General features: G+C 70.3%; 16 protein-coding genes and 1 pseudogene. 12 read left to right on the forward strand and 5 right to left on the reverse strand.

Features of this window, described 5'->3' with window-relative positions; translation table 11 throughout:
- From HC022_RS28955 to hypE, 11 genes and pseudogenes are all read left to right on the forward strand, one after another.
- Nucleotides 1-137, forward strand: a pseudogene (locus HC022_RS28955) (hydrogenase); the annotation flags it as partial.
- 10 nt (nt 138-147) lie between these two features.
- Entirely contained in the window at nt 148-534 is a 387-nt protein-coding gene (locus tag HC022_RS03535; protein ID WP_167451359.1) for a hydrogenase accessory protein, read from the forward strand.
- 11 nt (nt 535-545) lie between these two features.
- The gene (locus HC022_RS03540; protein ID WP_167451360.1) at nt 546-1,370 is read left to right on the forward strand and encodes a hydrogenase expression/formation protein; all 825 of its coding nucleotides are present in this window, start codon (nt 546-548) and stop codon (nt 1,368-1,370) included.
- On the forward strand, nt 1,367-2,176 hold the full coding sequence (gene hybE, locus HC022_RS03545) for a [NiFe]-hydrogenase assembly chaperone HybE (RefSeq protein ID WP_167451361.1): 810 nt from the start codon (nt 1,367-1,369) through the stop codon (nt 2,174-2,176). The genes HC022_RS03540 and hybE overlap by 4 nt, the downstream gene beginning before the upstream one ends.
- Nucleotides 2,176-3,066 (forward strand): hydrogenase expression/formation protein HupK, encoded by an 891-nt coding sequence (locus HC022_RS03550; RefSeq protein ID WP_167451362.1) that lies wholly within the window; start codon nt 2,176-2,178, stop codon nt 3,064-3,066. The genes hybE and HC022_RS03550 overlap by 1 nt, the downstream gene beginning before the upstream one ends.
- Nucleotides 3,059-3,400, forward strand: a complete 342-nt coding sequence (hypA, locus tag HC022_RS03555; RefSeq protein WP_008887014.1) for a hydrogenase maturation nickel metallochaperone HypA — start codon at nt 3,059-3,061, stop codon at nt 3,398-3,400. The genes HC022_RS03550 and hypA overlap by 8 nt, the downstream gene beginning before the upstream one ends.
- A complete protein-coding gene (hypB, locus tag HC022_RS03560; RefSeq protein ID WP_167451363.1) occupies nt 3,400-4,359 on the forward strand; it encodes a hydrogenase nickel incorporation protein HypB in 960 nt (319 codons plus the stop codon). The genes hypA and hypB overlap by 1 nt, the downstream gene beginning before the upstream one ends.
- Nucleotides 4,359-5,846, forward strand: coding sequence for a sigma-54 dependent transcriptional regulator (locus tag HC022_RS03565; protein ID WP_089958141.1), 1,488 nt, complete (start codon nt 4,359-4,361; stop codon nt 5,844-5,846). The genes hypB and HC022_RS03565 overlap by 1 nt, the downstream gene beginning before the upstream one ends.
- 3 nt (nt 5,847-5,849) lie before the next feature.
- Nucleotides 5,850-6,155: a HypC/HybG/HupF family hydrogenase formation chaperone gene (gene hypC / locus HC022_RS03570; RefSeq protein ID WP_167451364.1), complete on the forward strand. Its 306-nt coding sequence runs from the start codon at nt 5,850-5,852 to the stop codon at nt 6,153-6,155.
- On the forward strand, nt 6,152-7,303 hold the full coding sequence (gene hypD, locus HC022_RS03575) for a hydrogenase formation protein HypD (protein WP_167451365.1): 1,152 nt from the start codon (nt 6,152-6,154) through the stop codon (nt 7,301-7,303). The genes hypC and hypD overlap by 4 nt, the downstream gene beginning before the upstream one ends.
- The gene (gene hypE, locus HC022_RS03580; protein ID WP_167451366.1) at nt 7,300-8,343 is read left to right on the forward strand and encodes a hydrogenase expression/formation protein HypE; all 1,044 of its coding nucleotides are present in this window, start codon (nt 7,300-7,302) and stop codon (nt 8,341-8,343) included. Before hypD ends, hypE begins: the two co-directional genes overlap by 4 nt.
- Before the next feature lie 90 nt (nt 8,344-8,433).
- Here the strand turns inward: hypE and HC022_RS03585 are convergent, their stop codons facing one another.
- Genes HC022_RS03585 through HC022_RS03600 form a run of 4 tightly spaced genes read right to left on the reverse strand, consistent with a single transcriptional unit; the run spans nt 8,434 to nt 11,973 of the window.
- Nucleotides 8,434-9,189, reverse strand: coding sequence for an ABC transporter ATP-binding protein (locus HC022_RS03585; RefSeq protein ID WP_167451367.1), 756 nt, complete (start codon nt 9,187-9,189; stop codon nt 8,434-8,436).
- Nucleotides 9,186-10,130, reverse strand: coding sequence for an iron chelate uptake ABC transporter family permease subunit (locus HC022_RS03590; protein ID WP_167451368.1), 945 nt, complete (start codon nt 10,128-10,130; stop codon nt 9,186-9,188). The genes HC022_RS03585 and HC022_RS03590 overlap by 4 nt, the downstream gene beginning before the upstream one ends.
- Complete coding sequence (locus HC022_RS03595) at nt 10,123-11,058, reverse strand: iron chelate uptake ABC transporter family permease subunit (protein ID WP_167451380.1); 936 nt, start codon at nt 11,056-11,058, stop codon at nt 10,123-10,125. Before HC022_RS03595 ends, HC022_RS03590 begins: the two co-directional genes overlap by 8 nt.
- Nucleotides 11,059-11,067: 9 nt before the next feature.
- A complete protein-coding gene (locus tag HC022_RS03600; protein WP_089958157.1) occupies nt 11,068-11,973 on the reverse strand; it encodes a siderophore ABC transporter substrate-binding protein in 906 nt (301 codons plus the stop codon).
- A gap of 137 nt (nt 11,974-12,110) precedes the next feature.
- Here HC022_RS03600 and HC022_RS03605 point away from each other — a divergent pair, with 137 nt between their 5' ends.
- On the forward strand, nt 12,111-12,401 hold the full coding sequence (locus tag HC022_RS03605; RefSeq protein ID WP_368484606.1) for a DUF2218 domain-containing protein: 291 nt from the start codon (nt 12,111-12,113) through the stop codon (nt 12,399-12,401).
- A gap of 276 nt (nt 12,402-12,677) precedes the next feature.
- On the opposite strand, the gene HC022_RS03610 is transcribed toward HC022_RS03605, so the two are convergent.
- Nucleotides 12,678-14,120 carry a cobyric acid synthase gene (locus HC022_RS03610; RefSeq protein WP_167451369.1) on the reverse strand — a complete coding sequence of 481 codons (1,443 nt, stop codon included), beginning with the start codon at nt 14,118-14,120 and terminating at the stop codon, nt 12,678-12,680.
- Nucleotides 14,121-14,224 lie beyond the last annotated feature (104 nt).

Here is a 14,224-nt window from a genome sequence, read left to right on the forward strand (position 1 = left end):
CACAGGCGCTGCGCGGCCTGCGCAGCATCATGCAAGGGGCGGGGGCGGGCGACGCCTTTGCCGATCTCGACAACCGCGAGCCCTCGCTGCCGCCGCATCTCGAAGCGGCGCGGCAGCAGGGCAAGGCGACCGCCTGAGGAGACACCCATGAGCCACCCCCTGATCGCCAGACTGGAGACCGAGTTCGGCTGGCCGCGCCTCGCCACCATGGACGAGGTCAAAGCCTTCACCACCGCCCCCGGCGCGCATTGCCTCTTCGTGCCGGGTGACCCCGCCCGCAATCTCGAAAGCGCCGACGTGGCGGTGATCCTGCCCGAGTTGCACATGACCTTCCAGCGGGCCTTCGACTGTGCCGTCGTGGACGATGCCATCGAGGCCCAGCTGCGCGAGGCCACCGGCGTGCTCAAGACGCCCTCGCTGATTTTCTTCCGCGACGGCCAGCCGCTCGGCGGCATTCCCAAGGTGCGGGACTGGGACGACTACATGGCCCGCATCCCGCAGATCCTCAACGCCATCCCGGCCCCGGCCGCCTGACGGAGACAGACATGGTCAGCAATTTCCACATGCCCCCCGTCGGTTACGGCCCCGGCTCGCAGCCCGAGGACGAGACGCTCGAATACATGCCGATGCCGCAGGACATGCGCACCTTCTCCGCGCATTTCCCCGAGGTCGAGGATGCCGAGGGGCTCGCCCCCGCGATGACCCTCATGGCGCGCGTCGCCGACGCCGCCGACCGGGTGGCCGCGGGCGGCAAGCCCGAGCGCTTCGACCTGACGCCGCTCGACACCGCCAACCGCCGCCTGATCGCCGAGACCATGGGCGAGGGCGAGGTCGCCATGAAGATCCGCGGCCTTCCCGCGATCCGCGCGCAGGAGTCGGTCTTTGCCGGGATCTGGGTGCTGAACGGCGCGGGGCTCGACGCCATCGAGGTGGCAAGCGCGCCGTCCGACGCCCGCAGCCGCGCCTTCGAACCCCACCGCCGCGCCACCGGCGACAAGCCGGGCGCGGGCGTCGTCAACGCACCGGCGCTGCTGGTCGAGCTTCAGGACAAGAGCGCCACCTACGCCGCGACGCGCGAGCTGCACGTGGTGAACCTCACGCTGCTGCCGCACACCGAGGGCGATCTGGCGTGGCTCGACGCGCGGCTGGGCGAGGGCTCGACCGACATCCTGTCGCGCGGCTACGGCAATTGCCGGGTCACCGCGACGGCGCTGCCCCACGTCTGGCGCGTGCAGTTCTTCAACTCGATGGACTCGCTGATCCTCGACACCTTCGAGGTTACCGACATGCCCGAAGTCGCGCTCGCCGCCGCCGAGGACCTGAGCGACAGCGCCGGGCGGCTGCGCGAAGTGCTGGAGGCGATCCGATGAGCTTCGAGGGCAGCTATCTCGGCGCCAACGACCGGATCTCGGAGCAGGCGATCATGGAGTGCAAGATCTGCTGGACGCCCTACGAGCCGGCGGAGGGCGACGACACGCGACAGGTCGAGCCCGGCACGCCGTTCTCGGCGCTGCCCGAGGACTGGTCCTGCCCCAACTGCTCGGCGCCGAAAGAGCAGTTTATGGTGCTCGAGGACCCCGGCGCGCCGGACATCCTCGAGGCCTCGCGCATCCGCGCGGCGACCGACCGGCTCGCGGCCGACTTCCGCGAGGTCTACAACGCCAAGATGCGCGACGTGCCGATCGTCAACAAGGCGCTGCAGGTCGAGGCGGTGGCGTTCCGGAAGCACGGTGACTGCCTGCTCGGCGTGCTGGTCAGCCAGTGGTTCATGAACCTCGTGCTGCTGCCCGACGCGGGGCAGGACTGGTCGGGCCTTCGCGCGGGCGAGAAGGAGGTGATCTCCTTCCCCTCGGGCGATTACGAGTTCATCCACAACACGCGCGAGCTGACCGGCGGCTACAAGGCCTGCTCGCTGTTCTCGCCGATGCACGAGTTCACCCGCCAGAAGGACGCCACCGACGTGGCCCGCGCGGTGATGGTGGCGCTGTTCCAGGAAGAGCACCGGGCCGAGACCGACCGCTCGGCCGAGATCCGCGCCGCGCGCGAGGATGAACTGGCGGCGGTCGACGCTGCCGCCGAGGCCGAAGAGGCTCCGGTCGATCCCGCACCCACCCGCCGTGCCGTCCTGACCGGCGGCCTGTCGCAGGACGCGGCAGAGGTGAGGGACGCGGGCTGATGCTCGACACGCGCCCCCGAACCCGGCTCATTGCCCAGCCCGCCACGCCCCACCCGGTGGCGCACCTCCTGCTGGGCAAGCCGGTCGCAGAGGCGGAGGGGCTGTTGCAGCGGCTCTTCAACCTTTGCCGAGGGGCGCAGGCGGCGGCGGTGTCGGCCGCGCTGGGGAGCCGGGGGGCCGATCCCGCCGCCGCCATCTGCGAGGACAGTCTTCGCGACCATCTCCTGAAGTTCTTCATCACCTGGCCCGGCCTGCTGGACCTGCCGCCGCAGCCGCTGCCGGTCGGGTGGCGCGCGGGCGGCGACGCGCTGCTGGGGCAGCTCTTCGGGTCCGAAGCCGTGGCGCCGCAGACGCCGGATGCCTTTGCGACGTTCCTCGGCGGGGGCGGCCCGCTCGCCGCGCCGCTGGCCCGGATCGCCGCGCTCTTCGCGCCGGGCGAGGCGGTGTCGGGCGTGCTGCCGGGCGTCAGCTTCGACACGATCTGGGAGCGGGACGCGCAGGAGAACTCCGTTGCCGCCCGTCACGCCGCCCACCCGGTGATGCGCCACATCGAGGCCAGCCACGGGCGCGGGCCGCTCTGGCGCGCCACCGCGCGGCTCTACGACATCGCGGCGGTGGCACGGGGCATCCTGCCCGCCATCGAGGCCCGGGATGCGCGGGCGCTTGTTCCGGCGGCGCGCGGGGCCTATGCCATTCATATCGTGGCCGAAGACGGTCGCGTCACCGCGTTCGACCGGGTCACGCCCACCGATGCGCTGCTGGCCGAGCGAGGCATCCTCGCCCGGTCACTCGCCACGCTGCCGGCGGAGAAGAGGGGGCTGGGCGCGCTGCTGCTCGACATTCTCGACCCGTGTTCGCCGGTGTCCCTGACGGAGGTCCGGGATGCATGAGATGTCGCTCTGCGAAGGCATTCGCCGGGTCGTGGACCAGGCGGCCTCGGATCCCGGTATCGCACGGGTGACCCGGGTGCGGCTCGAGATCGGGCGCTTCGCGGGCGTCGAGAAACCGGCGCTGGAATTCGCCTGGGAGGTGGTGATGCGCGGCTCCAAGGCCGAGGGCGCGGCGCTGGAAATGATCGACCTGCCGGGGCGGGCGCTCTGCTATGACTGCATGGAGACGGTGGAGATCGAGCACAGGCTCGACCCCTGCCCGAACTGCGGCGGCGGCAAGCTGATGCCCGATGGGGGCGACGAGATGAGAATCAAGGATATGGAGGTTATCTGATGTGCACGGTTTGCGGATGCGGGACGGGGTCCGTCGAAGGCCAGTCCCATGATCACCACCACGGCCACGAGCACGGGCATGGCGGGCACCATCATCATGGGCACGATCACCATCACCACGGCGCGGGTCACACCCACCGTCACGAAGAAGGTGATGCCCATCATCACCATGGCGACGGTCACGCCCACGACCACCCTCACGGGCACCACCACGGCGCCCACGGCGACATCCACTTCGGCCAGGGCGCCGCGGGTGTCGCGGTCGGCAACATGAGCCAGGAGCGGCTGATCGAGATCGAGACCGGGATCCTGTCGGAAAACGACCGCTACGCCGCCGCCAACCGCGCACGGCTTGCGGGGCAGGGCGTCTTCGCGGTCAACCTCGTGTCCTCGCCCGGCTCGGGCAAGACCACGCTTCTCTGCGCCACCATCCGTGCGATGACCGCCGACGGCGGGGGCGACGTGGCGGTGATCGAGGGTGACCAGCAGACCAGCAACGACGCCGACCGCATCCGCGAGACCGGGGCGCCTGCGGTGCAGGTGAACACCGGCAAGGGCTGCCACCTCGACGGCCACATGGTGGGCCATGCGCTTGACCACCTGCACCTGCACGATGGCGCCACGCTCTTCATCGAGAACGTCGGCAACCTTGTCTGCCCCGCCGCCTTCGACCTCGGCGAGGATGCCAAGGTGGCGATCCTCTCGGTCACCGAGGGCGAGGACAAGCCGCTGAAATACCCCGACATGTTCACCGCCGCACGCATCGCGCTGCTGAACAAGATCGACCTCGCGCCGCATTGCGACGTGGATCTCGACCTCTACGAGGCGAACCTGCGCCGGGTGAACCCGACCATCGAGATCGTCCGCGTCTCGGCCCGCACCGGCGAGGGGCTCGACCAGTGGATCGGCTGGCTGCGCAGCGAGGCCGCCGCCAAGCGTCTCGCGCAGGCCGCTGAATAATGGCCGCGCCCAGCCTTCCCACGGTGCTCGTCGTAGACGACGAACCGTTCTCGGTCGCCTCCATGCGGATGGCGCTCGAGGACGATTTCCACGTGCTCGAGGCCACCGACGCCGAAGAGGCGTGGCGGCTGATGGAAGAGAACTGGGTGCAGGTCGTGGTCTCGGACCAGAGGATGCCGGGGCGGACGGGGGTCGAGCTGCTCTCGGACGTGCGCGACCGCTGGCCCGAGACGGTGCGCATCATCGTCACCGGCTACACCGAGAGCTCGGACATGATCGACGCCATCAACAAGGCGGGGATCTACCAGTTCATCACCAAGCCGTGGCATCCTGACCAGTTCCTGATGGCGGTGCGCAACGCCGCGCGGCTTTTCGAGCTGAGCCGCGAGCATGAGCGCATGTCGCTCGAGATGCGCTATCTCGGGAACACCGCCGCGCAGAAGCTTCAGGCGCGCCGCCAGCAGGCACAGGAGGCCTCGGGCTTCGACAAGGTGCTGCGGGGCGTGGACTCCCCCCTCAACCCGACGATCTCGCTCGCCCGGCAATACGCCAGCTTCGAGGTGCCGGTGCTGATCTCGGGCGAGGCCGGGACCGGCAAGACCGACCTCGCGCGGGCCATGCATTTCGGATCGTTGCGCGGCGACCGGCCGTTCTACAAGCTCAACTGCGCGGGCATGTCCGACGACGTGCTGGCGGCCGAGCTCTTCGGGGCCAAGCGCGGCGCGGTGCCGGGGGCGGTGCAGGCCAAGGCGGGGATGCTGCAGCGCGCCGACCGCGGCACGCTGTTCCTCAACGGTGTCGATGCGCTCAGCCCCGCGATGCAGCTCCAGCTTCTGCACCTCGTGAGCGAAGGCGGCTTCCAGCCCATCGGCGGGCACGAGACCCTGACCTCGGGCGCGCGGCTGATCTTCGGCGCCCACCGCGACCTGCGGCCGCTCTGCGCGCGGGGCCAGTTCCGCAGCGACCTGTTCTACGAGATGGCGGTGACCGAGCTTGCGATGCCGCCGCTCAGGGCGCGGGTGCCGGACATCGCGATGCTGGCCGAACGCATGCTGCACGAGGTGGCCGAGACCCATGGCAAGCCGGTGCGGGGCCTGTCGCGCCCGGCGCTGGAATTCCTCGAGAGCTACGACTGGCCGGGCAACCTGCCCGAGCTGCGAAACGAGGTGACGCGGATGCTGATCCTCGCGCAGGACATGACGCTGGGGCCCGAGCTGATCTCGCGCCACATCCTGCAGGCGGGCAACCACGGCGATCTCGCCGCCGGCGAGAAACCGGTGAGCGGCACCGATCTCTGCACGCTGGAAGGCACGCTCAAGGACCGGGTCGAGCTGATGGAGATGCGCATCCTCGGCGAGACGCTGACCCGGCTGAAATGGAACAAGTCGAAGGCGGCGGCAGAGCTCGGGCTCTCTCGCGTCGGGCTGCGCGCCAAACTGGACCGCTACGGCATCGAGCCGCACGCGACCGTTACGGAGGAGGACTGAGCCATGTGTCTGGGAATTCCCGGCCAGATCGTCGAGATCACCGACGAGGCCCGCCTGATGGCGATGGCCGACGTCTCGGGCGTGAAGCGCGAGGTCTCTCTGGCGCCGGTCTCCGACCGCCCGCTCGCCGATCTGCTGGGCGAATGGGTGCTGATCCACGTGGGCTTTGCCATGGCGGTGATCGATGAACACGAGGCCGCCGAGACGCTCGAGGCGCTGCGGGGGCTTGGCGAGGCGCAGGAGGCGCTTGAAGCGATGGAGCAGGGCGCGCGCGCCTTTGACGAGCCGGTGCGGGAGGGTGCGCAGTGAGATACGTCGAGGAATTCCGCGACCCCAAGGCCGCCAAGGGCGTGCTGGCGGCCATCGCCCGCGTCGCGTGCCAGATCGGCGCAACGCGGGAAGAGCCCGTCCGCATCATGGAGATCTGCGGCGGGCACACCCACGCCATCTTCCGCTACGGGCTCGACAAGCTCGTGCACGAGGGCATCGAGTTCATCCACGGCCCCGGCTGCCCGGTCTGCGTGCTGCCCATGAGCCGCGTCGACGAATGCGTCGAGATCGCCGAGCGTCCGGGCGTGATCTTCACCACCTTCGGCGATGCCATGCGCGTTCCCGGCTCGCGCAAGTCGCTGATGCAGGCCAAGGCCGACGGCTGCGACATCCGCATGGTCTATTCGCCGCTCGACGCGCTGGAACTGGCGCGGCGCAATCCCGACCGCGAGGTGGTCTTCTTCGGACTGGGCTTCGAGACCACCACGCCCTCGACCGCGCTGACGATCCAGCAGGCGGCGCGCGAGCGGATCGGCAATTTCACCGTCTTTTGCAACCACATCACCGTGCCGCCGCCGATCAAGGCGCTGCTCGACGATCCGCACATGAAGCTCGACGGTTTCGTCGGGCCGGGTCACGTGTCCATGGTGATCGGCATTCACCCCTATGATTTCATCGCCCGCGACTACGGCAAGCCCATCGTCGTGGCGGGGTTCGAGCCGCTCGACCTGCTGCAATCGGTGCTGATGGTGCTGGAACAGATCCGCGACGGGCGCGCCGAGGTCGAGAACCAGTATGCCCGCGTGGTGCCCGAGCACGGCAACCCGGTCTCGCTTGCGGCCATAGCCGAGGTCTACGAGGAACGCCCGTCGTTCGAATGGCGCGGGCTGGGCGAGATCGACGCCTCCGGTCTGCGTATCCGCGAGGCCTACCGCGCCTACGACGCCGAGGAGAAGTTCGGGATCGGCTACGCCGTGGGCCGCGCCAAGGTCGAGGAGCCCGAGGGCTGCGCCTGCGGGGCAGTGATGACCGGCCGGATCAAGCCCACCGCCTGCCCGCAGTTCGGGCGCGGCTGCACGCCCGACATGCCGCTCGGCGCGCTGATGGTCTCCTCCGAGGGCGCTTGCGCCGCCTACTGGACCTACGGCGGCGCGCGCGTCGCCTCGGAGACGGAGCCGGCGGAATGAACATGCCTTCCAAACCCTCCCGTCTGCGCGGGGAGCGCGTGACCCTGGCCCATGGCGGCGGCGGTCGCGCGATGCGCGACCTAATCGAAGAGGTCTTCACCGGCGTCTTCCGGCCCGAGAGCGGCGAGGATCAGGCGCGGCTGAGCTCGGACGCGCTGCAGGTGCCGGGCGCGCGGCTGGCCTTCACCACGGACAGCTACGTGGTGACGCCGGTGGAATTTCCCGGCGGCGACATCGGCAAGCTCGCGGTCTGCGGCACGGTCAACGATCTTGCCGTCGGCGGGGCGCAGCCTCTGTGGCTCTCGGCCTCCTTTATCATCGAGGAAGGCTGCGAGATCGCGCTGCTGCGCCGGATCGTGGCCAGCATGGCGCGCGAGGCCGAGGCGGCGGGGGTGAAGATCGTCACCGGCGACACCAAGGTGGTCGAGAAGGGCTCCTGCGACACGGTGTTCATCACCACCTCGGGCGTGGGCGTGATCCCTCCGGGGCGCGATCTGGGTGCGGTGCACATCCGGCCCGGGGACGTGGCGATCGTGAACGGCGTGCTGGGCGACCATGGCGCCACGATCCTGGCCGCGCGCGGCGATCTGGCGCTGTCGGCGCCGCTGCAGTCCGATTGCCAGGCGCTGGGCCACCTGATGGCAGCGGTCGCCGGGGCCTGCCCCAACCTGCGGGCCGCGCGGGACGCGACGCGCGGCGGTCTGGCCTCGGCGCTGAACGAGATGGCCGAGGCGGCGGGCGTGTCGGTGGAGCTCGACGAGGCCTCGCTGCCCCTGCGCCCGGAGGTGAAGGGCATGTGCGAGATCCTCGGTCTCGACCCGCTCTACCTGGCGAACGAGGGCGCGCTTGTGCTCTTCGTGCCCGAGGCAGAGGCCGACGCGGCGCTGGCCACCATGCGCGCGCTGCCATCGGGGCGCGCGGCGGTCATCGTTGGGCGCGCGACGGAGAGGGGCAGCGTCCCGGTGCGTATGACCTCCGCCTTCGGCGGTACGCGCATTGTCGACATGCTGGTCGGAGAGCAACTGCCGCGGATCTGCTGAGGGGAAGACCGGCGCCCGGCGCGAGAAAGGCTGCGGCGGGCCCGAGACCTGCACCCATTCAGCGGAGGCCGCTGAAGCACCAAGTCCAGTTCAGCGCGCCACGACGACCGGACGGCCCTTGTGATGAAGCAGTTCGAAGGGCGTGTCGAAGACGTCGCGCAGGGTCGCCTCGGTGAGCACCAACGCGCTTGCGTCCTGCGCCACGATGCGGCCGTCCTTCATCGCCACGATGTGGTCGGCCCAGCCCGCCGCGGCGTTGATGTCGTGCAGCACGATCACGATGCTGCGCGAGCCATCGCGGGAGAGCGCGTGCAGCCGGGCCATAAGGTCCCTCGCGTGGCGCGGGTCGAGCGCGTTGAGCGGCTCGTCAAGCAGCATCCACGGCGTGTCCTGCGCGTAGGTCATCGCGATGAAGGCGCGCTGGCGCTGGCCGCCCGAGAGCGTGTCGATGGTCCGCCCGGCGAGATCGGTCAGCGCGAAGGCGGTGAGGGCGCGGTCGACCATGGCCTCGTCCTCGGCGCAGGGGCGGCCCTGGTGATGCGGCCAGCGGCCGAAGCTCACCAGTTCGCGCACCTTGAGGCGGCTGACCAGCGCGGGGGACTGCTGCAGCAGCGCCACCAGCCGCGCGCGCTGCCGGTGCGGCACGGCGAAGGGGTCGTGGCCGTCGATCCTCACGCTGCCCGAGGCCGGTTTCTCGAGCCCCGAGATGCAGTGCAGCAGCGTCGACTTGCCGGCGCCGTTCGGGCCGATCAGCGCGGTGATGCCGCCGCGCTCGAGCGTGGTCGAGATGTCGTGCAGGATCGGCGTGGACCCGGCGGAATAGCTGAGCGAGGAGACCTCGATCATCTGCGCCTCCGTTTGAGGACGAGGACAAGGAAGAGCAGCCCGCCGAAGAGCTCGACGATGACCGCAAGCGCCGACTGGCTGCCGAGCAGGCGTTCGAAGACGAACTGGCCCGCGACGAGGATCAGCGCGCCGATGATCGCGGAGGCCGGGATCAGGACGGCGTGGCGATGGGTGCCGGTGACCTGCCGGGCGAGGCTCGCGGTCAGCAGGCCGAGGAAGGTGATCGGCCCCACCAGCGCGGTCGAGACCGAGACCATCGCCGCCATCAGCAGGAGCGAGATCATCACCACGCGGTCGTGGTTCAGCCCCAGCCCGCGGGCGGTCTGGCGTCCGAGCCCGGCCACGTCGAGCGCCGGCCCCATGCGCAGCGCCGCGGCCAGCGCCGCCAGCAGCACCACCGCCGCGACGGCGAGCTGCTGCGGATCGACCCGGCCGAAGCTCGCGAACATCGCCTGCTGCACCACCGCGTAGTCGGAGGGGTCCATCATCCGCTGCACCATCTCTGCAAGGCCGCGCAGCAGCACGCCGAGGATGATGCCGGTGAGGATCATGCGGGTCACGTCGCGGGCATCGCGCCGCAGGAGCAGGCCGAAGAGCAGCGCCGAGGCGGCGGCTAGAGCCACCAGCTCGACGCCGAAGCGGACCGAGGCGGGGATCATCGTCACGCCGACGCCGCCAAGCGTCGCCACCAGAAGCGTCTGCAGCAGCACGAAGAGCGCGTCGAAGCCCACGAGGCCCGGGGTCAGCAGCCGGTTGCCCGCGACGGTCTGGAAGAGGATCGTCGCGGCGCCGGTGGCGGCGCCCACGCAGACCAGCGCACCGAGCTTGGCGGCGCGCAGCCCGAGGATGAAGCCCACCGGCGCGCGCAGCTGCCACGCCAGGAACGCTCCGCAGAGCGCCAGCAGGGCGAGGCCCAGCCAGAGGAGGCGACGCTCAGCCATGCCGACGGCCCGGCGCGGCGTGCAGCAGCCAGAGGAAGACGCCGGCGCCGAAGACCGCAATCACGGTGGCGGCGGGGATCTCGAACGGGTAGCGCAGCAGCCGGCCGATGACATCGGCGGCCAGCAGCAGCACGCCGCCCCCGACCGCGATCAGCGGCAGGTTGGCGCGCAGGTTGTCGCCGCGCCAGCGGGCCACGAGGTTCGGCGCGACCAGCCCGACGAAGGGGAAGCTGCCGACGGTCACCAGCACCAGCGCGGTGATCACCGAGACCACGACGAGCCCGAGCGCGCGGGTCTGCGCGTAGTCGAGCCCGAGGCTGCGGGCCTGCGCCTCGCCCAGCCCGAGGATGGTGACGCGGTCAGCGATGAAATAGAGCAGCGCGGCAAGGGCGGCGATGCCCCAGAGCCACTCGTAACGACCCATCATGACGCCCGAGAACTCGCCCAGCCGCCACGCGCCGAGATATTGCATGAGATCGGCGGACCACGCCATCCAGACGCCGATGGCGCCGAGGATGCCGCCGTAGACCATGCCGACGATCGGCAGCAGCATCGGGTCCTCACGCGGGAGCCGTGTCGCCAGCGCGAGATAGCCCGCCATGCCGACCAGCGCTGCGGCGGCAGCGATCAGCATCTTGCCCGAAACGGCCATGCCCGGCGCCAGCAGCGTCACCGCCAGCAACCCCAGCATCGAGGCCTCGGGGGCACCGGTGAGCGAGGGCTCGACCAGCCGGTTCTGCACGACCTGCTGCACCACGACCCCGGCCAGCGCCAGCCCCGCGCCCGCCAGCAGCGCGGCGGCGGTGCGGGGGATGCGGCTGACCATCAGGAGCCAGCCGGCGTCATCCCCGAAACTGGCCGCGCCGAGCGAGAGGCTCAGCGCGATCAGCCCGGCAAGGGCGGCAATGGTGAGGGGCCAGGGGCGCAGCAAGGGCTGTCAGCTTTCCGAGGTGCCGAAGGCCGAGATGATCTCGTCGAGCGTGTGCATCATCGAGCTGGCACCGCCACCCGAGATATACATGGGCGCGGCGTCGAGATAGAGGATATGGCCCTGCTGCGCGGCCTTGCTGCGGGCCACCAGCGGGTTGTCGAGCGTCGCCTGCGCGGACTGGCTGTCGGCGTTGATCGCCGCGCCGCGATCGATCACCAGAAGCCAGTCGGGGTCGGTCTCGGCGATGAACTCGAACGAGATCGCCTGGCCGTGGGTGTCGTCCTCGAGCCCCGGGTGCGCCTCGGGCAGGTCGAGCGCGCCGTGCAGCCAGCCGAAGCGGCTGTTCGCACCATAGGCCGAGATCTTGCCGCCGTTGGTCAGGACGATGAGGCCGGTGCCCTTGCCGGCCACGGCCTCCTTGGCCTCGGCGAGCTTGGCGTCGAGGTCTCCGGTCAGCGCCTCGGCCTCGGCCTGCTTGCCGAAGAGCTCGCCGAAGGCTTTGATGCGGGCGCGGGTCTGCTCGACCATGCCTTCGCCCCAGATCGTCATGTCGATGGTGGGAGCGATCTGGCTCAGCGCGTCGACCTGCGCCGAAGAGCGGCCGCCGGCGATGATCAGGTCGGGCTGCATCACCGCGAGCGCCTCGAAGTCGGGCTCGAACATGGTGCCCACGGTCTCGGCCGAGGCGACCACGTCGTCGATGCCGCTCAGGTACAGGGGCTGCGGGATGCCGGCGATGGGCTGTCCGAGCGCGTGCAGCGTGTCGATCGAGGGGGCATCGAAGACGACGACGGTCTCGGGCGCGGTCTCGAGCTCGGCGCTGCCGGTCGCGGTGTCGATGGAGACGGTCTCGGCGGCGGCGGAAACGGCGGTGGCGCAGGCAACAAACCCTGCGAGCAGCAGAGGACGCATTCAGGTGCTCCCGGTCAGAAGTGGGTGCGTGGCGTGGCGTGCGGCCGGCTCCGCTAGGATGGCGATTTGATACCGGATTGTTCTCCGGAGCCGCAATGCGTAATCTGACCTAAATGATCAACTTTTGGAGTGCCGCCATGCCAATGCGCGAAACCGGGACGTTCGAGACGCCAAATGCATCGAAATACCTCCAGCAGCTCTGCAAGCATTTTGCCCACAAGGTGCCGGTGGACTACGACGCGGCGCGGGGCGAGGCCTCCCTGCCGACGGGGCCCGCGGTGATGACCGCGACCGGGGAGGCGCTGCGCATCGAGATCAGCGCCGAGAGCGACGAGGGCATGGCGAAGGCCCGCTTCATCATCGACGATCACCTCAAGCGCTTCGCCCATCGCGAGGCCTTCGAAGGCATGGCCTGGACCGCCGCCTGATCCTGTCTCAGCGAGGTGTCTTGGCAGGGGCGAACCCAAAGCGGAGCGGGCCTCGCGGTCCGCTCCCGTCGTTTTGCCAGTGCGGAAGCGGCGGTCAGAAGTGCATCTTCGCGGTCACGAGGAAGGTCCGGCCCGGCTCGGTCAGCGGCACCTAGGAGCCGGTGAAATCGAGCCCGTCCGAGCTGCGGCTCGCGCAGGTCCGGTCGAAGAGGTTGCGCACGTCGAGCCGCAGTTCGAGGGTTTCTAAGCTGCGCGGCGTGTAATTCTCCCGTCCGGTCAGCGTGCCAGCGCCAGCAGTCCGGGCACGTCGAGATGCGCCTCCATGTGGTCGGCGAGCGCGTCCAGAACCGTCTCGACCGTGGCACCGTAACGCCCCGAGGCGCTGACGCCGAACCCCGCGAGCCAGGCGGCGCGGAAGGCGTCGTCGCGGAACATGCCGTGCAGGTAGCTGCCGGTGACCCGGCCGTCAGCGCTAGTGGCGCCCTCAGGGCGGCCGTTCACGTGGGCGAAGGGGCGGGCGAGGTCGGGGCCGTCGCTGCGGCCGATGTGGATCTCGTAGCCGTCGAAGGGCAGGCCGGTCGCCGCGTGGGTGGCGCGGGTCTCGGTCAGGCGCTTGTCGCCGGTCATTACCGTGTCGATCTGCAAGAGTCCCAGGCCCGCGTCCTGTCCCGGGGCGCCTTCGATGCCGTCGGGGTCGGCGACGCTCTGTCCCAGCATCTGGTAGCCGCCGCAGATCCCCAGCACGTGCCCGCCGCGGCGCAGGTGGGCGGCGAGGTCCACGTCCCAGCCCTGCGCCCGCAGGAAGGCAAGGTCGCCCCGCGTCGACTTGCTGCCGGGCAGGATCACCACGTCGGCATCGCCGGGAATGGCGCGGCCCGGCCCCAGCATGGTGAGCCGCACGCCGTCTTCCTGCGCCAGCGGGTCGAGGTCGTCGAAATTTGCAACGCGCGAGAGCGCGAGGCAGACCACGTGCAACCCGTTCGTCCGGCGGGGGGCGTGCAGGTCGAGCGCGTCCTCCGCGGGCAGCTTCCACGCGTCGGGGAACCACGGCAGCACGCCGAAGCCGCGCCAGCCGGTGCGCGCCTCGATCAGCCGGTAGCCGTCGTCGAAGAGCCGCGGGTCACCACGGAAGCGGTTGATGAGGAACCCCGCGATCATCGCGTTGTCCTCGTCCGAGAGCACCGCCTGCGTGCCCACCACCTGCGCGATGACGCCGCCCCGGTCGATGTCGCCGGCCAGCACCACGGGCACCCCGGCGGCGGTGGCAAAGCCCATGTTGGCAATGTCGTTGGCCCGCAGGTTGACTTCGGCCGGGCTGCCCGCGCCTTCGACGATCACGAGGTCATGCGCCGTGCGCAGCCGCTCGAAGCTCTCGAGCACCGCGCCGCGCAGCTTCGGCTTCAGTTCGGCGTAGCGGCCTGCCTCGGCACGCGCGATGCGCCGTCCCTGCACGACCACCTGCGCGCCGGTGTCGGTCTCGGGCTTCAGCAGCACCGGGTTCATGTCGGTGTGCAGCGGCAGTCCGCAGGCCAGCGCCTGCAGCGCCTGCGCCCGCCCGATTTCGCCCCCGTCCGAGGTGACCGCGGCGTTGTTGGACATGTTCTGAGGCTTGAAGGGTGCCACCGACAGGCCGCGCCGCCGCGCCGCCCGGCAGAGCCCGGCGACCAGCATCGACTTGCCCACGTTCGATCCGGTGCCCTGTATCATCAGCGCCGGCATCAGGCGTGCCCTGCCGCGTGTCGTGGTGATCCCATGTCCAGGCTCCCTTCCGCTTCGGCACTTGGTAGCCGCGCCCACCGCCCGGTGCAATCGGGCGGTGCTGC

This window comes from Salipiger sp. HF18 (genome assembly GCF_011806505.1).
Classification (GTDB): Bacteria; Pseudomonadota; Alphaproteobacteria; order Rhodobacterales; family Rhodobacteraceae; genus Salipiger; species Salipiger thiooxidans.